The following is a 21215-nucleotide window of genomic DNA, read 5'->3' as shown; positions in this document are numbered from 1 at the left end:
AGTAACTGAATAACTCAGGACATGCAATGATGGAGGGACGACTTCCACTCGTCTGAGGACCCCAAGCCAGACAGGTCGCTGGGCGTCGTGGCTGGCGGCTTGGGAGGGGGGCATCGGAACCAACCGATAGCGGTAGGTAGGTCTCAGCTTTTGTCTTCGAGCTTGATGTCGTTACGCATGCCGATCAGATTAATGATCATCAAATAACCATCAAATAAGATTTCGTTGCAAAAACGCCGTAATTTACTGCGTTTTGTAAACTCGATTCAGGGAAATTGCCCGATTCAATGGTGCCGTGAAGAAACCGATCAATTAAGGCCTACGCCCAGAATGGCACATACTTTGCATACTTCTTGCTTTGCTCGGGGTTGTAGGGCTTGATCTTTCCATCTTCGAGCGCTTCCTTGATGATTCGCGAAGCTGTTGCGCTGTTCTTCTTCTCGATTCCAAAACGATTTCTAAGACTGGAATTGGTCATCGGGTCGCGTTCCACGTATCGGAGCGCCGCGTGCAGGAAACACGCTCGGACTCGCTCGGTTCGATCCATATCATTCAGTGCCTTGTGAGCGAACAGGACCGCTCGTGTCGAATCTTCGGGGGATTCAAAGCTTGGGGCGGGAAGTTGATAGAACTCGGTTTGAAAGACGACCTTGTCCACGCCGCTGCCACGCTCTTCACAAACGCCGATTCGCCGCATGAATGATGCCAGTGATTCATTGCGCGAGCGTGGCGGCGAATCGAGAAAGCGTTCTGTCTTAACCAGCGGCAATCCCGGATTGGTGATCTCCATCCGGTCGTCAAAGATCTCGATCATCGGACCTGCGCCCGAAATCGAGAAGTCTTGATGGATCAACGCGTTGGCGACCAATTCGCGAACTGCTAACTCGGGGTACATCGGCACTTCTTTCCTGAGCGCCGGGCCGATCACTTCATTGCGAGGCAGAAGCGCATTGATGAAGCCGATCAAGCCTTCGAAGCCGTTGGCGTAGCCGCGCTGGCCTTCCTGTTCCTTGATGGTATTGATCTTCCCCCGTCCGTCGTAAACGACGACCCGCACCGATTTGCGATTGAGCGGCTTGAACCGTTCCAGAGAGTTCGCAAACAGCATCACCCCAAGGTTCGTAATATTCCAGCTGCCCGAATCATCGCCGCAAATAAGGTCTTCGCTCGCCAATGCGCTCAAGATTCCGTCGCGATTATCGGGGAGCGGTTGATTGAGCAACTTGAAATAAGCGGGGTAGTCGAGCAACGACAAGACCGTAGCGGCGTCGACGTGTTCCATCGCAAGCATCGCCTCGAAGGGCGTTGTATCGAATACCCGCCAAAGATCGCGTTCATGTTGCGGATGGTCTTTCAGCTTCTTGCGGTAGGACCCAACACGGATGTACTCGACACCTTCGAACTGAGTCGGCTTCGCAGTTGCTCTGGGGACCTCCATCAGAACCAACGAATGGCCGTCGTAATCGAATTCATACCAGCGAAAATGCAAGCGTGGACTCAACAATCGGACGAGCCAGTTTTCAAGATCCTCGTTGCCTTTTTTGGCACGCGTCGGTTGGAACGATGTCCCGACAACGTCGTGCGTATCATCTTGAACGCCCCAGACCAGGTAGGCGTTTGCTTTCCCTTCCATGGCAGCGGCATTGCTCAACGCAGAAACGTATTGGCCAATATCCTCTGGCTTGGCGAGGTTCTCTTTAAATTCAACCCACGAGGTTTCTGCGGGAAGCTTTCGCAATTCGGTGACCAGTCCTCTCAGGTAGTCGGCAGTTTTGTCAGTGCTCACAGGCTAGCTCCCGCGTTGCGAACTCGCGCACATCGATCTTGCCGGTGACGGCTGCGGAGATCAGGGCGGTGCGGCGCTCTTGAAGAAGCTCGATGGCTCTTTCGGCTTCCGATTGAAGCTGGTCGAACTCTCCAATCTGTTTGTCCAACTCGGCAACCAAGTTGTCTTGTTCCGCTCGATCAGGAACAGGCACCCAAAAATTAACGGCGTGGGCAATGTTAAACTGCTTCTGGGCCGCACCATATTCGACGATCTCAACTTGAAATCGAATAACACGGGTGTTCATGACGTAACAAAGCCAATGCGAATTGAAGTCGCCTTTTCGCATAAGCATTACCGATGCACAATTCCCCCCCTCGCACTCTTCGGGCACCACTGCCGTTACTCCCGGTGCTCCAACGCGAACGACAAGCAAGTCGTTAGTCTCCAGTTGAGTCTTCTCTTGTGTAGCACTTGAATCACGATGGATTCGACGTGAGTTGGCCCAGTCGATGACTCCCTCTCGAATATCGCCCCCGTAGATGAACGGCAAGTCATTCGGGTCTTCGCTGACGTAGTTGGTCGGGTTTACAACGATTCCCACGGAGATGAACGGCGAAACGTGTTTCAGTCGCTTCACGCTCCAATGCTCCGGGACATCGCCGAGCCATGGGATGCCGGAGGGTTTCATGGGGACGTTTGGGTTGAGTCCTTTGGTAACCGCGTGACTGATCACCGCCTGACGCTTTTCCTTCAGCAACTCGATCAAGCGACGCTGCTCCGACACCAAACCGTCGATCTTCGCCGTCTCGACATCGAGGAACGCCGAGATCGCCTTTTGCTCGCGTTTGCAGGGTGGGAATGACACAGGAAAGTCAGTAAGCATAGGCCGCCGAATCGAATCTACGGTCGATTTGGCTCCGCCTTCCAAGGCGACTTTGTAAAAGTTCGACTTCAGGTAATGAAAAAGAAATCGGCCATCGACATCGCGAAAGTTGTTCATCATGTAAACACGCTGATGAAAGTCGAATGGTCCATGGTGGTAATGAAAGACCTTGCCGACACCGACGCCGTCACCTGCGGTGAGGATCGCTTCGCAGTCAAAGGTTTTCGTACTGATACGCTCGACGGTTTGGGAACGAACAAAGAACGGAAAGATACCGCTTTCTTCCGCATCAACAGTGTCCTTGTCCCCCGTTTGAATATCGGACACGAACTTCAAGCGGCGAATATCCCAACGCTCGGGAATCTCGCCCAGCCATGCGACGCCGCTGTCTTTGTAGTCGTCGTAAGCCGGGAAACTCATTGCGACAGCTCCCCAATCATCTGCACAATTCGATCGGTAACCCCTTTCAATTCCGCGTCGATCGCATCCAGCTCGCGAGGCGGTTTGAAGACGTAGAAGTGACGGTTGAAGGGGATCTCGTAGCCGATCTTCGTTTTGTCGTGGTCGATCCAGGCGTCGGGGACGTGCGGCACAACTTCTCGCTGAAAATAGGCTTCGACATCTTCGGATAGCGGTACCTCTTCGCTGTCGCGCAGCTTGCTGTCGGGCTTGGGCTGGCCTTTGCGTTTGCCGCGAGTTTCTTTGACGATCTCCCCTTTGTCGTCCCGCTCCGGTCGCTCGACGGTGATCGTCTGGTAGCCGAAGTCGGTGTTCTTGAAGATCCGGCTGATGGGCGTGGCGACAGATCCGGCGGCTTGCGCCGCTCGGCTTGAAAGCTGCTTGCCCGTTTCGGGGTCGACATAAACTTCTTTGGCATCGCCGAACAGACGCGTGATCTTGTCGATGTGTTCCCGGGAAAGCTCTTTGCGTTTGCTCCCCAAACTCTTTCGCATCTTCTGCCACATGTTGCTGGCATCGATCAATTGCACTTTGCCCTTGCGATGCTTCGGCTTGCGATTGGTCACGATCCAGACGTAGGTGCTGATGCCGGTGTTATAAAACATGTCGGTCGGCAAGCCGATCATCGCTTCCAACAGATCGTTCTCCAGCACGTAACGACGGATCTCGCTCTCGCCGCTCCCCGCGTTGCCGGTGAACAGGGGCGAGCCGTTCAGGACGATGCCAAACCGGCTGCCGCCATCTTGGGTCGGCCGCATCTTGGAGATCAGGTGCATCAGAAACAGCAGCGAGCCATCGCTGACGCGTGGCAGGCCGGGACCGAAGCGACCGTTGTATCCCTCCTGATCGTGCTCCTTTTTGATCTCCTTCTGAATCTTCTTCCATTCGACGCCAAAGGGCGGATTGGAGAGCATGTAATCGAACTGCTTCGCGGGCAGTCCATCCTCGGACAACGTGTTGCCGTGGATGATGTTGCTGATGTCCTGTCCCTTGATCAGCATGTCGGCTTTGCAGATCGCATACGATTCGCCATTCAGTTCCTGCCCATACATGACCAGCCGAGCATCGGGGTTCTGACCGCTCAGATGATCCTCGGCAACCGATAGCATCCCGCCGGTCCCGGCTGTCGGATCGTACAGCGAACGGACGATGCCCGGTTTGGTTAGCGCGTCGTCGTCTTCGATGAACAGCAGATTGACCATCAGTCGGATGACTTCGCGGGGCGTAAAGTGTTCCCCGGCGGTTTCGTTGGAAAGCTCGGCGAACTTGCGGATCAGTTCCTCGAAGACGTGCCCCATCTGTTCGTTGGTGACGATCTCGGGATGCAGGTCGATCTGGGTAAACTTCTCGGCGACCAGATACAACAGATTCGCTTTATCGAGCCGTTGAACTTGGGTATGGAAATCGAAGCATTCAAAGATGTCGCGGACGGCGGGGGAGAAGGCCTCGATGTACGAAAACATGTTCTCGGCGATGTTGTCCTGATCGCCCATCAGCGTCTTCATGTCCAAGGGGGACGTGTTGTAGAAGTGCTGCCCCGACTTCTTCAGCAGGAAGGGTTCGGGATTCAGACCGGCGGCTTCACGCTTTTCCTTCTCCTTCAGCGTCGCGGCCTTGGTCGGCTCCAGCACGCAGTCCAAGCGACGCAGCACCGTGAAGGGGAGAATCACACGTCCGTATTCCGATTGCTTGTAATCGCCGCGCAGCAGGTCTGCGACGGACCAAATGAAGGACGAAAGATTCTGTTGGCTCATGGAGCGTAGCCTCTCGGTGCGGATGCCAGAAAACAGACGGGGAAGCGGCGGCCGACGTGCCCCCCCAAAGGCACATAGTGTAGCGAGGCAGCAGAGGGAAAGCACCGGGGACCGCAGCAAACGCGTCAGCCAACGATCACAGACAGACCCCGGCAAACAGCGAAGCAGTTGTGCCTCCGTAGGATCGCCAAGTTCGAGATCCTGTGAGACTGCAACCACTCGCGATTGACACGGTGTCAAACTCAGTTGACAGGGCTCGTGCTGAAACGAAACTCTGCCGCGCGTGAACCAAGGTAGCTAGTGTACCTTCGAATCGCTCGCGAGGTTCGCCGGAAAACATCTGCTGGTCAGATGGGCCCCCCTGAAAAGCAAATCGATTTAACGGACTGCCCAAAATCAGCACCGCGCGGTAGCGGGGATAGCTAGAGTCCCTTGAATCCAGCGCGAGCTTGGCCGGAAAACATTTGCTGCTTGGATGGCCCCCCCTTTTTCGACGTGAGATGCTCTTGGCGTTACATCGCGATCATTTGGGGAGCGGCAGCTTGTTTGCCTCGCGGTGATTTGCAACCGGTTGCTACGACACTGAGGCTGCAGCATCGACACGCGTGCAACATCGACGGCAGTACGGTCGGCAGCACGCATAAGGTCAGCAATAAGCCCGAGGCGAAGGTTTGCCGGGCGTAGCTTGTCCGCCTGATGTCGTGGCCGATAACGGAAGGGATAGGAGCTGCTTTGGCAACGGGAGAGCGGGGGTGACAGCGATACTCGACGGAAACGACAAGCACGACGGGCCAGCGCAAGGATCACCTGTTCGTCGTTCTCACGCCAAAACGCTTGCGTCTTTCTCAATCTCGCGAGTTCCAGAGAAGCTTCGGTCTTTGGGGGCGGCCAGATGTTCTGGGACGTGCGGATTGCCTTCCGGAAAAGTGTAAAGGGTCATTCCTCGATCAATTCCAGGCAAAACTGTTGGCAATATTGGCGTATCTCGACCGGCTTGAGTGTCACTTGTGAAGTATGACTCACTGTTGACACTTTGCGATTTCAAGTTATCATTCCCTTGCACCCACACCACCGCGAGGAATCCATGTCTCAGCACATCGCCATCTATGCACGTGTCAGTTCGAAGAAGCAGGACACACGGAGCCAGCAAGCGGATCTCGACCAATGGATCTTGGCGTTCGCAAAGGATCATCCGATCAAGTGGTACAAGGACAAGTTCACCGGGAAGACGATGGATCGGCCCGGCTGGAAGCGACTGGAAGCCGACATGACAGCGGGGAAGGTAAGCAAGGTTGTCGTCTGGCGGATGGACCGGTTAGGACGCACCGCGTCAGGACTCACCGCACTGTTTGAAGACTTCCAGCGGCTCGGCGTCGGATTTGAGTCGTTGAAGGACAAAGTAGACCTGTCGACGGCAGCAGGACGTCTTCTGGCCAACGTCCTGGCCTCTGTTTCAGCTTACGAGAACGAAGTCCGATCCGAACGCGTCCTCGCTGGACAGCACGCAGCACGGGCCGCAGGCAAGACGTGGGGAGGTTCCGAGAAAGGGCGGCGATTGACGGTCACCGATGAACAGATCGCAACGGTACGTCGAATGCAAACCGACGGCGAGTCGAAAGCCGCGATGGCCCGAGCCACAGGACTCAGCCGCCCAACGGTCTATTCCATCCTTGCGGCTAAATAACGCGATGCAATCGCGAGGCAACACTGACAAGCGTCGAATTCCTGACAGTTTGTCAGCTTGCTTTTGACATCGTGTCAATTGAGTTTGCGTTTTGACATCGTGTCAATTGAGATTGCCTCGCGCGTGCGCGTGTGAGGCGAACGACGCTTTTTTGACACCCGCTCCCGTTTCGGGATAGCCTCACGCTGCAAATAGCTCTCGATACTTTCCAGACATCGCCAAGTCACGCGAGTTTTCAGCCTGGAATGCTTCGAGTCGTGCTCTCATGGGCTGGAGCGTATCGCAGAAGTGAGCAAGTGCGTCGATCTCAAGCCCCGAACTCCCATCGGTATCGATCAGCATCAACATCGAGGTTTCTACGCGAGCCTCGCAAACGTGGATGAAGTGCGATAGGTTTGCCACAGCCAATGTAGCCAACACCGCCTGATCCTTAGTTGTCCATTCATTAAGCAAGCGTTCTTCGATCTCAATATCTGCATCAGCGTCGTTGCGTTGGGCACAGATATCGCGGGCGACCAGATAGCGCAGCACCCACCAGTAGTCGTTAATGCTGTATCCCGCAACATCGTCAGAAATCAGCACGTCGCTCGAAAATCGTTCGATCCCGATCAGAGCCATGCTCTCACGCCAAGCTTTGTCGGCGGCCGACATGGGCGGGAAGTTTTCAATCATCCACTCCCATGCCAACGGGCTAGCCTGCCGTCGCGTCATCCCGGATTCGATCAGTCGATCCTTCTCGCGATCCTTCGCCGCAGCTGCCTCGTCCCATCGGCCATCGATCTGCAACCGGTGTGTAGCTTCAATTTTGCTTTCCATGACCCAAAATTCCATTCTTGGTGTGGTGTAACGTTTTTTGACGCCGCGTCAGAATTGTACCAGAGGCGACAAGAACACACCACTCAATGACGGAAAGTTCGTACACCATCACGTCTACCCGCGGAAAGTGTTTCACCAAACTGCCGGGCCGCTTCTGCACAATTGGGCAACGCAACGCAACGTCTCGCCATCGCCAGTGAGTCAGTCTTGGTGACTTCCTCCCTTCCTGATGGCAACGGCTCGAAATCGTTTCTCGACCCAAAATTCACCGACTAGGCCATTCGATTTAGAGCGATAAAATCAGGATGGCATTCCGGATGGCCGTACTTGCTGGAACGGAAGGATGTGGTCGAGGATTCCAATCTCTCTGGTTGCCCCGGTGTCGGCCACCGTAGCGCGTCGAGATTTGTTCGCCGACAACGTCCGTGAAATCGAAATACTACCCCCGTCTCTGGAAACTACCCTCGTCACATTTGATTTCTCCTATCGCCGCTTTGCATCGAAGAGCAAAACGATCCGGTCGGTCCAGATGCCAACGAAGCTGGCTCTCGTTGCAGCGACAAAGGATTTTTGGGAATGTCATTGGAAGACTATGTTGAGATGCTCGATTGAACGGCACGTCAAGTCGCACCAGGAAAACGAGGGCAGACGCCAGCAGGCATCCCGCCGATCCTGCGGCGGCTTGGTTTAGACCGGGCGTCTTGGTGTGAGTTGGTGAGTGACTTCGGCGAGCTGTTTTGTAGTGTTGCCGGGAAACCGGAATGTGTCGACGCGATGCGTAGTCACCGAACGCATCGGCGGTATCACTTGAAGCGTCGCGGTCGCTAGTTATTGGGCTCGCTGGACTAGGGATCCACGTCTCCAACATGGTAGTCAACGCGGGTTGTCGGCGATCGCTCTACGCCGACGGTGAGCTTCGATGGATTTTCAGCAGGGAAAGCCCGATCTTGAAGACATTCTGCACAAGAATCCAGCGTAGGCAGGCAGGGAAATCCGCAGATCCGTTTCACGAGAATCTATAAAGTGCTCTGTCCCTCTCTCTTCTGAGGGCTGGCTCTGTGCCCGCGAGAATCCGCTGGGCCTCTCGTTGGACTGACCGGACCCCAAATCCGCCGTTTTGAGTGCTAGTTGGGATGGCCGCTGCGCAGACCACAGCGGTGCCGCACCTTTTCCCCAGAGAACGGCTGTTCCCGGTCCGATTTCAGCGATGATGGATGCCTTTTCCCCTATAAATGCCCCGGTCATCAAAGCTTCAGCGGCGCGATATTAGGGTGGCCCCTACTTCTTAGAAAATCCAAGTCGCTGTTCCAGTGCCGCTGTGCCACGTTTGATTCTCACCCAACGTGAGATCGTAACCGGCTTGCATCAAGACCCCGCCGAAGCGACCGTACAGGCTCGGCGAAACGCGGAACAGATCGTTGTCCACGTCGACACCGCGTACGTCGAACGGTCCGGCGTTCGATCCGGCGAACGCAACGTTTTGCGTCAACACCGACTGGTTCAGGACATCGTGCATCCAAACGGTATCCAATGCCAAACCGAACGGCCCGGATGTCACCGGCGTTCGAACGCTGACGCCGAGCATCGTTCGCAAGGTTTGCACGGTGTCGCCGCGAACATCCAGCGACGCCACGCCGCCCGTCTCTTGCAAGTCGTCGCGGGACAAACCGTTGTACTGCAGGCCCAGGTACGGGATGAAGTCCAACATTCGCGTCGATAGCAATCGCCCGCGTTCGAGCCTCGCTCCCCATGTCGATCCGGACGCTTGGGACTCCAACCGCTCCGCGAACTCGCCGACCCGCACTACGCGGTCGAACTCCTGATCATTGAACCCGCCCGAGGCGGACAAAAAGTAATAATCGTCGCCGGTGCGGCGGCTCAAAAATCCGCCGAAGCGGTGCGTTTCGATATTCGCGACGCTGTTGACCGAATCGACATCGATACTCTGCCAATCGCCGTTGTAAAAGAATCCGCCGTGGGTTGCGGTATCGAAGCAACGACCGATCGTGACGACGGTGCCGCCACGGGTCACGTCGGCGGTCGACGCGTTGCCGTCGCCGGTAGTGTTGCCGCCTTGACCGTAACCGCTCGAACTGCCGAACCATCCGCCCGGCCCGCCGCACAACGGTTGATCGATGAACAATCCCGACCGCTGAGAATCGGCGAACGATTGATCGGTCAACGTGTTGTTTTGATTGGCCAACAACAGCGACGTCGCATAGATCTCGCCGGTCAATTGGTTCAGCGCCCTTCGAACGTCGGAATCTTGGGGCAACAAATCCAATTGATCGATCAAGGGAACGAACAACGGGTTGCCTGCCGCGTCGTCCTTGATCGCGTCGAGCGACATTCCGACGGAATCCTCGTTGAACGTCTGGCCGAGTTCGTCGTAAGCGACATCGCGGGCGACCAATAGCCAATAGTCCGTCGCATCGTTACGAAGCAGCATCCGCCGGGTGACCAAGTTATCGATCGGTGTCAGTCCGGAATTGATCGTCAATGCCGATGAGGTCAAGAACGTGTGCATGGCGCCGACGGTCGCGTCGTTTATCGTGGACGTGACATCCAAAACGCCGCCGTCGATGATCGCTTGATCCGTCACGACGATTCGGTCTTGGGTCGTTCCGGTCCCGTCGATGTCGATTTCCAACGTGCCGGCGTTGTTGTTAAAGTCACCGGCCGTCACGTTCAAATTCCCGAACGCTTTGGCTTCGTTGGTCCCGTCGAACGTGTCGCCGGGGGCGATTGTTCCGCTGTTGATGAAACCGTTGACGGTGGCGACGTTGCCGGTCCCAAGATAACGCCCTGTGGCGTTGTTGGTGATCGTATCGAACGAATGCGTCGCGCCTTCGTTGACGACCCGGCCGGCGTTGGTCATTGCATTGGTGCCGGTGATGTCGGCGTCGCCGGTCACGGTCGCTCCGGCTTCGACCGACATGTCATGGATCCCGCTGATCGATCCGGGAGCTTCGAAGCGTGATAATCCACCAATGAAACCTAGATCCCAATCTCCGGTTATATCATCGTTGAACGTAAAGTCGAAGGCGCTTTCGGCCGGGCCGATCGAGGGTGCGTTCAGATCATCATACGATGTACCGAATAACAATTCCGCTCGCAAACTAGGATCCGATCCGGTATAGCTGATATCGCCATCCACGATTGCGCCGGTCGACATCGCGATCCGGCTGTATTCGTTGTCAGTCGTGATCGCTGTCGTGGCGGACCCACCCAGATCTTGGGCCGAGATCGTTCCCGCATTGTTCATGTACAACGCACTTTCGGAATGCACTGCGGTCGAACCGATTCCGGTCGCGGTGATGGCACCGTTATTTCGAAGTTGCGTGAAACCTTCGGCGTCAATCGTTTTGACGTTCGCGCCCGTCGAGGCGATCGTTCCGTCGTTGACGAGGTCGAGGTTGCTCTCGCTGTGCAACGCCGTCGAACCTGCCCCTGTCGAACTGATCGAATCATTGTTTTGGATCGTGGTGATTCCTCGTCCGTGGATGGCTTGGGCGGTGTCCCCCGTCGAGGCGATCGTTCCGTCGTTGACGAGGTCGAGGTTGCTGAAGCTGCGCAACGCCGTCGACCCGTTCCCAGTCGATTGAATGGCACCCGAGCTGGTGATCTCACTGATCCCTCTCGTTGAGATGGAAATCGAGCCAGTGCCGCCACTCTGAATCGTTCCGTCATTGGTTAAATCAAGTTCGCCTTCGGCATCCACAGCGATCGAACTGCCTCCGTTAGCAGCAATGAGCCCATTGTTGACGACGGTCGACTTGAGCTCGCTTGATGCCACTTCGTGATTGTCAAACTTCACCGCGGTCGCTCCTTGCCCTGTGGCACTGATCGATGCTCCACTGTTGTTGTTCAATGAAAAGTCCTCGTCATCAATAACGAGCACTCCATAAACTCTCGCGTTCGTTGCATCAGGCCCAGTCGTTATATCGTTGACAGCTAAATCGCCTGCGTTGGATAGTGTATTGCCACCGCGAAGTAGAAGAAGGTTGTCCTCGGTCCCAACGATCACTACTCCGACAACCGCGTCGCCGGTTGCCGAAACATCGTTCCCCAACGATAGCGTGTTGAGGTTACCAATGACTTGAGCACCGCTCGACGACAGGCCTTGAGCTGAAATAGTGCCTGTCGTTGTGATGTCGGAATCGCTTCCGACGATGATCAACGATGCCGTGCCATCGGAGGATGACAAATTGCGAGTTTCAGTGGCCGTCACGTTGTTCCCGAAAAAGGAGGTCGTCGTAATCGTGCTCCAGCCGGAATCACGCAGCATCGCCATCTCGATTTCATCAAAACTGCGAATTGCGTTGTCATCAGGGTCACCGGAGTGACTCCGGTTCATCAACGTGACAGGCCGATCAGGGTGGCTCAATGAACTTCCCGAAGAATAGGGATTCGGCGAATAGATGGGAATCGGTGAACCGTGCAGAGCGTTCGCGATCGGCCCGGCCCAAACCACTCCCTCGTCGTCGGAAACAAACGCGGCGTTCCCAGCGGCAACACTGTTGGAATCTCGGAGATTCTTCTCGTATTCCTGGATGTCCTGTCCATTGGTGTAGTTCCCGGAGCTATCCGGCGACTTACCAAATCCTAAAGAGTGGCCGAGCTCGTGAGCGACGACCGAAGTCAGATCACGAGTCCCACTAGTTAATGAGTCTCGCACGTCTCGGTTTGAGTTAGCCACCGCGTTGGGGCTAAATCGGATCAACGTCTCGTCAGGCAGTCCGACATCGGTAGGAGCGACACCATCCCGCAGGACGTGCTCAATACGTGTCGCATGGATTCCACTAATCGTCGAAGTTTCTGAGCGGTTTGAGGCATTCCCAGAAACGGACGAGTCGATCATGAAGTTCAGGTCGACCGAACCTGGAGCAACGGACTGTTCGTTGATGTTGGCCAATTGACTACGGACTGCATCGCCAACCGCTCTGCGTTGATCGGCGGTCCAGTCGGCCGTTCCTGTTTCTCCATCAAACGCATCACCGTTGTTGTGAAAAACCAAACGGAATGGCCCGAGGTTAGGATCCGTTACCACGGTGGTTGCGGCTGATGCATTGACGGGCATAGTCAGCCCTAACACAATCGCTGCTAGGGCAGCACGGGTACGCCGGCGGGCGCAGAGCGAATGACGTTTAATCGGAAGGTTGGAAGCGGACTTTTTCACGTTCAATCCTTTGGTTGCCCCTCACTCATCAGCCAGATCGACCACACTGGTCGCACTGTTACTAGAACGCTGAGCCGGGTCCATTGGGGGTGGGGTGATGTGGTGGGCATCGACCAATTCGATGCTATCAAACCAGCATTTCTGGCGGGGCAACTGTTCCGCGATGTGGGGGGGGGCACTTGTATTGGTTGTTTGGACTGGGTGACTGGCTCGCGAGCTAATACGTCGATTCTCGACTCAGATCTGTAGAAATCTAAGGCCACCCACGAATGGCGTTGTTCCGTGTTTTGCAGGGTCTATCGATAATTTTAGAAAATGGACAAGGAAGGGACAGGAGAAACTTCCGGACAGAAACTTGGGGGCATAGCTTTATCTCAGCAGAAACTTGGGGAAGAAAAGGTACGCGGACTCTTTCGTGGAAATTCGGAGGTCAATATTGACTTCACCGGTGGCCGACGCCGGAGACGTTTTCCGAGTTTTTGGGCCTGCTTCCGGTTTCAGCGACCGGAGCATCTCGAAAGTACCAGTGGGCGGGCTGATCGCCATAGGCCTGATGCTCATTCTTTCGAAGTGACAAGTCGGCGCGAGGCAAACCTGAAGGCAGGTTTGACAGCGTGTCAATGCCGTTCGTCCGGCAAGAATGCAGTATGCGACGGCTCCGTGCAGCCTGGCTTTCACGCTGTGCACAATGGACACTGCATCGAGCAGCAGACTTCGCTGGAATTTAGGTGGACGCCCCGCTCTCATCGGCGTTGTCATTTCGCTTGCGTTGCAGGCTGCGTCCCACCGCAAGCAAGACTTCTTTGTCGGCTGAGGACAGGTTGTTCCAAATTGTTGTTAATTCAGCTGTATCTGGATCAGGTTCTGCAAGCCTGTTCCCACCGGTGTTCCCACAATTACAGTTTTCGTTAGCATTTCCTAGGGAATTCGCACCGAATCCGACTCCCCTACGGGGTACTTTTCTTAGCAAATAACCAGTGTTTTGGCGGCGTTTGTCGGCTGAAACGCTGGTTTTTTTGTGCCTCAAACGCTGTAAAAGCCTGGGAAATAGCACGAATGTTCCCACCGGTGTTCCCACGGCGCTCTTGCTCTGGTGGCTCTTCGCTCTTGAGGGAGGATTCTGCCCCGTTGGTGGCATTTTCCTTGGCTCGCTCCCAATGTTCAGGGGTGACTTGCAGGTAGTGGGCCTCGGCCGTTTTGCCATCGTGTCCCAAATGGTTCGTTGGCGACGTGAGACGCGAATTGTTCATGCATTCCGTCCTTCTTGTTGAACGAAGCTGCTGCGTTGTTGTCGGCCATCAGCCCGCCCCTGCCAAGAACTCGCACGATCTGCTTTCGCACGATTGCCAGGCGATGCTGGCAACATCATTAAGACGGGGAAGCGATCTTAAGCGACTTCTCGGCGGGACAGCCCAACCAACAACAGCTCGCCAAACCTCCGTCGTTGCTTGTTGGGATAGTCGAGGGCAACGACGGCGTTTGGTGCCCTCCATTCCCCAGCGATCGAGCCACCCGTGCGCGGTCGATCGACTCACCCTCCACGGAGGCCGCAGCAACGTCCAACGACTTATCCGCCGCGACAAGCTGGCACAGCGACAGAACAAACTCCGGCATCCGAATCCCCTGGCAAGCGATGTTTCAACGCAAAGAATCCTACCCGGTCGATTCGGAGCGGGAGGAATTTCCCCGCCGGTTCGATGTGCGGTGGAGGCGTGATACGTGACCCAACAACCCGCAAAAGCTTGTGTAAATGGGAGGTGGCACTATTGGTATGTCCAGTCATTGCGGGCGGGGGGGGGGGATGGCGAGAATTAGCGGTGCTGATGAAGCTGTTCCCGCTGGAACCACGTGAGAAATAAGAAAGACCATACATAAAACCTATTCTCAGCCGGGCTGCCGGTGAGATGCGTAGTTATCGGAAGTAAGGCGTCTTGGGATACGTTTGGAATAGTATAAAAAGAAATGGAATCATCGAACCCGTATACCGCTACCGATACTACGCCGCTCAAGGAAGGCGGTACTGTACGTTACATCGACCTGCCTCGACATTGCCCAAAATGCGGTAAGAAGTTCGGCGAAATTACGTTTCCAAAACGATACAAACGTCGGTTCAGCTGGGCTGCACGTTTGGCCTTTGCAGCCATGATGCTAGCGTACATTGGCGCGTTGCCAAAGTTGCTCGGATTGTTGCTTGTTGTGCCATTTGGATCGTGGGTCATGACTTGGAGCAAACGAGTCAAGATGTATTGCACTGAATGTAATTGGAAACAGACCTTCAGAATAGCGAAACGCGGCCAATAGAAATGCGATAACCACGCCATGAACCGGAGATCGCCATGACGCGATTACCCTTGGACATCACATTGGGCGATCCCGGTTATGGCAACCGTTACGCTTTGAATATGGCCAAGTATCTTCGATATGCCGAGGTTCGTGGGTTTCTGGGACGTTCTAGGCAACCGACGGCTGACGAACGGGACACGAACAGGCTGGCATATCTTGTCGGTTGCCCCAATTGGCACACCGGTGCCACCATGTATTTTCGCTCAGCTCTACCCGTTGAGTGCCCCCATGTCCAAAAACTCAACATCTACGGATGTCCTAATTCACCGACCTTATGTGATGAGCCTGTCCTGGGAATTGCAAGCGTCTGGGTGAACGTGCCTCCTGATCCGTCGAGCGGTTTAGGTAGTTGCAGGTTGCAGCAGGCGTTTGCGCTCGAGCTCGCTCATACAGCAGTCCTTTCCGCTGCCGAGCGTTTTTCCTTTGATGTGGCCCCATTCCTCGCGGCAAAGAAGCAGGTTGAGGAGAACGACTACGCGCTCAGGTACCAAATTGGCAAGACCAGGAAATCGCCAAACAGGAAATTCGCCGCGTCTGTGTGGTGCCATTTCGACACGCAATACCGAAGCGAGCTACTTGTGACCAGCAGCGATGGCAGCCTGCGTTGTCGATATCAATTTGCCACCGGCGACGAGAGGAGTATCGGACAACTGCGGTGGCATGGAAACGAGCAGGTGCATGTCCCTTTGGCGGCATTGCCCGGAGACGCTTACTGGGCGTGCTCGCTTGACGAAACTTTCTCGTTCCGATTCCCTAAATCTGAAGGCGGTTCGGCTCATCATTTGTACCAGCATGCGACAATGCTGCTTGACGGCCCCTGGGTAATGCCCGACAGCCAAAGAGGCATGCAGTTGCTTGAGAGTGCGGCCAACGCCGGCTACAAACATGCCATTCGTCGCCTTCAACATATGAAGCAGAACCATGCGGTGAACCCGAGCGGCGGATCGGGCGAATCTTGAAATCAACGTTGAACGTGCTCCGCGTAAACTTGGTCGTTCTGCCCTGCGGAGATTCCGTCTGTCTTCAAAACGTCAATTAGCGAACCAAGCCATTCTCAATGGCGGCTGTCGCTACGCAGCCTCTTGCTCGTGCTGGCATATGTTGCGATATGCTGCACAACCTATACCTGCTCGAACCTCTGTTGCGGGCCGTTGGCCCTTGCTTTGTTCGCGTGTGCGATGTGGTCCCAGGCCGATGGCCTGGGCAATGCAAATCGCCTGGCCTTCGGCACTCGATCGGTGCAGGTGTGACCGCGTTGTGAGCGTTTTCGCATTGGGGGCCGTGGTGGGTTTCGCTTCGCTCAAAACACGGTCTGCCTTCTGCGGGGGCGTTGCGATTGGTGGGAGGTTGACGGGCTGAACTCGGGCGTTCGATTGAATGTGGGCTCAAAAAGGTTAGGCTTTATTCCCTCCCATCAAATCCGTAGCGCACGCGATGGATTCCTTTCACTTGCCATCCTCGGTGAATGACTCGTTTCGTTCTCCGTGTGGCCTTCCACCAATTCTCCTGGCAGTTTGAAGCGATGAATGATTCTGCGTCTTCGAGTCCCGATGCAATTCCCGCAAGTCGTGGTCGCGTTCCAACGAACGATGACGCCGGTGGCAGTCATCGCTGGGGCGGGGGCGAGTTGACGTTCCGCGTGATCGTGTTGGGGTTGTTGCTGTCGGTCGTGATGGGAGCCGCGAACGTTTACGTGGGACTGAAGGCCGGGATGACCGTGTCGGCTTCGATCCCCGCAGCCGTCATGGCGATGCTGCTGTTTCGATTGCTGTTCCGCCGCTCCAGCGTGTTGGAAGCCAATCAGGTGCAGACCTGTGCGTCGGCTGGCGAATCGCTTGCCGCCGGGATCATCTTTACGATGCCCGCGATGATCTTGATCGGCCACTGGCAGTCTTTCGACTTCTGGACCGTTTCGATGGTCGCGCTGACCGGCGGGCTGCTGGGCATTCTGTTTATGATCCCGATGCGACGCGTGTTTGTCGTCAACAACGACGATCTACCTTATCCCGAAGGTGTCGCCTGTGCGGCGGTGCTGAAAGCCGGAGAAAGCGACGACCAACAGCAAGACGCAGCTTACAGTTTGATCATCGGCGGTATTTTGGGAGCCTTGTTCAAGATCGCCGCCGGCTTCCTTGGCATCATCCACGACACGTTGCAAGTCGCCAGGACGACGGGGGAGCGGATCTTTTATTTTGGTGGCGATCTATCCCCGATGCTGGTCGCCGTGGGTTTCATCGTGCGACTGCATGTGGCGATCCTGATTTTTATCGGAGGCGCGTTGGGCTGGCTGATCGGCATTCCTCTGCTCGGTGGCGCCAGCCAACACAGCGACCCCATCGCCGGAGCTTGGGCGATCTGGAGCAGCGAGATTCGCTACGTCGGCGTCGGTGCGATGGTGGTCGGCGGGATGAGTTCATTGGTTGCCGTCCGGGCGGGGCTGCTGGCCGCGGTTCGCGAACTCTCGCAAGGCTTCCGCAACAAGGGCCTGCCGCTGAAGAACACCGAACGCGACATTCCCACGGGCTTGATCTTAGCATTAGGTATCGCCTGCACCGTGATGTTGGCGATCCTGAATTTCCGCTTCACCGACAACGTCGGCGTGACCGTGCTGGCAACGGCAATCATGTTGGCGATGGGATTTTTCTTTTCCGCGGTGGCCAGTTACATCGTGGGGCTCGTCGGCAACTCCAACAGCCCGGTATCGGGGATGACGATCACCGCCGTGTTGGCTGCTGGCGGTTTGTTGTGGTTGTTTAATTTTTCAGGCACGCCCGGGATGGTCGCGACGCTGGGAATCGCAGCCGTCGTCTGCTGTGTCGCTTGCACCAGCGGCGACGTATGCAACGACTTAAAAACCGGTTCGATCGTCGGCGCTTCCCCGTTTCGTCAACAGATCATGCAGATCGCCGGAGTCGGTGTCGCTGCCTTTGTGATGGCGCCGGTACTGACGCTGCTGCACAACAACACGCCCGGTGGCATCGGAGGCGAAAAGCTCTCGGCACCGCAAGCGAGTCTGTTTGCCAGTCTGGCTCGCGGTTTTTCGGGCGAAGGCGAATTGCCTTGGCATTTGATTGGTATCGGAGCCGGATTGGGCGTGGTGATTTTGATCATCGACGAAATCCTCAAGCGTCGCACCACACATCGCGCTCACTTGATGCCGATCGCCGTCGGCATGTACCTTCCCTTCGGACTGGCCACTCCGATTTTGCTCGGTGGGCTGATCGCACATCTGCACACCCGGCGAACCGTCAAATCGGATCACGACCGCGTGTTGCATCGCGGCATCCTGTTCTCTTCAGGCGTGATTGCCGGAGAAGCGTTGACCGCGGTCGGACTGGCCGGGTTGGCCGCTGTGGGAATCACCTCGATGGAATTGCCACTCTCGCCGACCGCAGTGACCGCAAGCACGCTGGCGGTCGCGATCGCAATCATCGCCGCATTCCTGCTGATGACGCGGCCTCACAAGTCGTAGCGCGATTTATGAGGCAAATTGCCGGGCCGTTGGCCATATCTCCCGAACGGGGGCGGTGGGATGTTGGGGCCTTTGATTCTGGTCGAAACGCAGCGGCGGGAACGTTTCGGCTGAAGCCTCGACTCCAGCGATTCGCTGCGCTCAAACCGCCGACTGCCCTGTAAAAGTCCCTTTCGGAATCGCCGCTGGCATTGGTGGCGAGCGATCTATTTGGCGGTGACGCGGTACAGATCCGCGGTTTCGAACTCGGCAACACGCGACGAGGATTTCGCGTCATACAACGCGTCGAGCTGCAACTCGTGCAGGACATCTTCGATTGATTGTCCGTGGGCTCGGCTGGAGACGACGATGGCCGATGTGTTGTCGAACTTTTCCGCTGTGGGAGGCATGAAGTGGGCCCCCGGCAATCGTCCATTTCGAGCGTAATAGTGGATGGTGGCAGACGCCGGCGTGACGGCGATGATCGGTTCCGTGGGGCTGGCGATCGCTGAAAGAGTCGATACGATTTCATCGGCTTCAAAAAACAGACCGGTTTCGTCCGACTTGCGGATTGCGTCGCTGGTCACCAGCGAAAATGCAATTCCAGCAACGATGCCAACCGCTAGATATTGGCTGGGATCTTTGAACCACTTGTCTTTGGGAAACCAGCCGAAGAGTCTCACTATGCCATGCGCGCAAAGTATGGCGAGCAGCGGGAGGGCAAAACACCAGGTTCGCTCCGGTGGGAAAACGCGTTGCAGCAGCATGGTCAGCGATACAAGCACGACTGCGGCCCCCACAGGCCAGGGCACTTTGGAGCATCGCGCGATTGCGAGAACCGCGGATCCGAAGAGTATCAGTTGTGCCCAGATTGGGACGCTCCATGTGATCCAGTGGTAAAGGCCCATCGTCTTTTCGGGGACGCTCGATACAAACGATCCGAATGTCACGGGGTGGGAACCGCCGATGGAAAGCAAGCGATCGGTTCCGATGGAGAGGGCGATCGGCGCATAGAGCAGTCCCACGGTCGCAATCGTTGCCAATCCGATTCCAAACAATATTCGCCAATCTTTGGTTTCCGCCACGATCGACCTGCCACATAACCATGCGAAGATCCCGATCATCCCGTAGACCATCGTCGGCACGGTCCAGGTCGATAGTGAAAGGGTTATCGACAGCAATGCCCAGGCGACTGCATTGCGTCGCGCGATCGCCTCGTGGGCAGACAGGCATGCCAGCAAGAACAAGGCCGCCGTCGTTGTGTATCCGCGTGCATTTGTCGAATAGAAGATCAGTTGGGGCATTCCAGCGACAAGCAACGCGGCGATCCGCCCGGTTTGCACTCCGCAGCAGACCGTGCCAAGGCAATAAGTCAGGCCAACGAGCAGAATCCCTGATACCAAGGCGGGAAGTCGTACGATGGCAGGCTGATCTCCCAGTAGGTTCGTCGTGGCGTGGACCAGCAAAGAATGGAAGACATGGTTATTCGGCTCATCATATCGTGTCACGATCAAAGCGGCTGGCTTGCTGGCATATTGGATATAAGTGTGTGCCTCGTCATAACGCATCGGTTGGCTGACGTAGGGTAGCCTGAACATTGCGGCGACAAACATCAGCACAAGCAATGCGGCGCGATGCTGTCGCAGGAAAATGCCCGATCGACGCAGCAGGCGATGACCGTCGTTGCGGAGTTGCTTCGTAAGTAGATTTAGCCCAAGGGCAAGCTGTTTTTTGTATCGCTGCAGTACAGCCAACGCGGTGATCGATAACGCAAGCAGAGCATAGCCCGCTCCTTGGAATCTGGAATGTACTTGCCTGGTATAGAGGTCAGCTGAACCGTCGCCCGATAACGAATCAAGTTTGGAGCGAACCAGATCAAACGGGATGACTCCGATCGATAGACCTGTCGCGATGAGAACTGCCGTGACGACGCTTAGTACGAAGAGTGTGCGCGACTGTGGTTGGGAAGTTTTCATAAACCTGATTGATGGGGCGAAGCGAGTGCGTGGCTGTCCTAACGTGCAGGTTGGAAGCTGTTTTGCAGGGCATGCGTTAGTGGCTGTTATGTCCGTGCGTTTTTTGGAACATCGCTTGCGTATCGAGTCTCCTGTCAATTTAGCTGGTGGCGAACCAAAGTCACGTTTCCGACGATTCTTGTTCTCCCTCGCCGAGGTAGGGGCGACACAGAACCTCTGTTGAGGTTCTTGGAGTCTAAGTAGCTCTTGTCGGAGTGTAGGTTGGGGCTTTGTCTCTGCAAACCCAGGGACTGAAGGATTTTGCGGGGGGGCTTCTGTTAGCGAGAGGCCTTGGAAAGAGTTGTCAGGTTGCGGGTTCGAGACTGCCGGTCCGTTGTCGTGGCGCAGGAGTGTAACGCACAGGTTCGGTGTGTTTTCTGCAGGCGTTCATGTGGAGTAATCAACACAGTCTCCTCGGATCTGCATCGCCTCCTGCCGGGATGCTCGGCTCTGGTTCATCGTTGCAGTCTCTGCGAGAGAAGGGGAGGTTCGGGTGGTCCGTGTTCCGGTTGTCGTTGGCTTGAAATCGTCTGTCTATATCGAGTAGGAACTGTCCGAAGGTCAAGTAAGGTGCAATAGGATCGTTTTCTAACGATTCCCAACGGTGATGAAAAATGGCTGCCGCGATGACTGGCAGGTCGCGCAGTAGCAGCGGTGGCGTTCACTGCGTGGAGTTGGTGTCAGTGGTAGTTATTGAGTAGTGGGGCGGTGCGTTGAGCTCAACTAGTTTCCTGGGCTGAGCCGGTCGGCACGCTATTGCGCATTCGGAACGTTCTCAATTCGCACCAATGGTCGGGCGCGTGTTTTCGTGTGTTGCGTCGCCTCGGAGGGGAACTGCATGTTGGAGTTTGCTTCAAGCGTCG

Annotated in this window: 10 protein-coding genes; 3 read left to right on the top strand and 7 right to left on the bottom strand. The window is 55.9% G+C overall.

Annotated elements, in window-relative coordinates; translation table 11 throughout:
* Nucleotides 1–319: 319 nt before the first annotated feature.
* From EC9_RS24675 to EC9_RS24665, 3 genes are read right to left on the bottom strand one after another with little or no spacing between them, the layout of a single operon-like run.
* A complete protein-coding gene (locus tag EC9_RS24675) occupies nt 320–1786 on the bottom strand; it encodes an ATP-binding protein (RefSeq protein ID WP_145348661.1) in 1467 nt (488 codons plus the stop codon).
* A complete protein-coding gene (locus tag EC9_RS24670; protein WP_145348660.1) occupies nt 1776–3071 on the bottom strand; it encodes a restriction endonuclease subunit S in 1296 nt (431 codons plus the stop codon). Before EC9_RS24670 ends, EC9_RS24675 begins: the two co-directional genes overlap by 11 nt.
* A complete protein-coding gene (locus EC9_RS24665; protein ID WP_145348659.1) occupies nt 3068–4864 on the bottom strand; it encodes a type I restriction-modification system subunit M in 1797 nt (598 codons plus the stop codon). The genes EC9_RS24670 and EC9_RS24665 overlap by 4 nt, the downstream gene beginning before the upstream one ends.
* 1084 nt (nt 4865–5948) lie before the next feature.
* On the opposite strand from EC9_RS24665, the gene EC9_RS24660 reads away from it, so the two are divergent.
* The gene (locus EC9_RS24660; RefSeq protein WP_145348658.1) at nt 5949–6548 is read left to right on the top strand and encodes a recombinase family protein; all 600 of its coding nucleotides are present in this window, start codon (nt 5949–5951) and stop codon (nt 6546–6548) included.
* Nucleotides 6549–6728: 180 nt separating this feature from the next.
* On the opposite strand, the gene EC9_RS24655 is transcribed toward EC9_RS24660, so the two are convergent.
* The 3 genes from EC9_RS24655 to EC9_RS24640 all read right to left on the bottom strand — a co-directional run bounded on the left by EC9_RS24655 (nt 6729) and on the right by EC9_RS24640 (nt 13793).
* Nucleotides 6729–7220 carry a hypothetical protein gene (locus EC9_RS24655; protein WP_145348657.1) on the bottom strand — a complete coding sequence of 164 codons (492 nt, stop codon included), beginning with the start codon at nt 7218–7220 and terminating at the stop codon, nt 6729–6731.
* Between the two features lie 1429 nt (nt 7221–8649).
* Nucleotides 8650–12042 carry an autotransporter outer membrane beta-barrel domain-containing protein gene (locus tag EC9_RS24645; protein ID WP_218934415.1) on the bottom strand — a complete coding sequence of 1131 codons (3393 nt, stop codon included), beginning with the start codon at nt 12040–12042 and terminating at the stop codon, nt 8650–8652.
* A gap of 1448 nt (nt 12043–13490) precedes the next feature.
* Nucleotides 13491–13793: a hypothetical protein gene (locus EC9_RS24640; protein WP_145348655.1), complete on the bottom strand. Its 303-nt coding sequence runs from the start codon at nt 13791–13793 to the stop codon at nt 13491–13493.
* Between the two features lie 1086 nt (nt 13794–14879).
* On the opposite strand from EC9_RS24640, the gene EC9_RS24635 reads away from it, so the two are divergent.
* Together EC9_RS24635 and EC9_RS24630 are read left to right on the top strand one after the other, a co-directional pair.
* Nucleotides 14880–15845, top strand: a complete 966-nt coding sequence (locus tag EC9_RS24635) for a hypothetical protein (RefSeq protein WP_145348654.1) — start codon at nt 14880–14882, stop codon at nt 15843–15845.
* Nucleotides 15846–16408: 563 nt separating this feature from the next.
* Complete coding sequence (locus EC9_RS24630) at nt 16409–18358, top strand: OPT family oligopeptide transporter (protein WP_218934414.1); 1950 nt, start codon at nt 16409–16411, stop codon at nt 18356–18358.
* A 206-nt stretch (nt 18359–18564) separates the two neighbouring features.
* Here the strand turns inward: EC9_RS24630 and EC9_RS24625 are convergent, their stop codons facing one another.
* Nucleotides 18565–20091, bottom strand: coding sequence for a glycosyltransferase family 39 protein (locus EC9_RS24625; RefSeq protein ID WP_218934413.1), 1527 nt, complete (start codon nt 20089–20091; stop codon nt 18565–18567).
* Nucleotides 20092–21215 lie beyond the last annotated feature (1124 nt).

The organism is Rosistilla ulvae, from assembly GCF_007741475.1.
Lineage (GTDB): Bacteria > Planctomycetota > Planctomycetia > Pirellulales > Pirellulaceae > Rosistilla > Rosistilla ulvae.
This window is presented reverse-complemented; position numbering and strand designations above follow the sequence as displayed.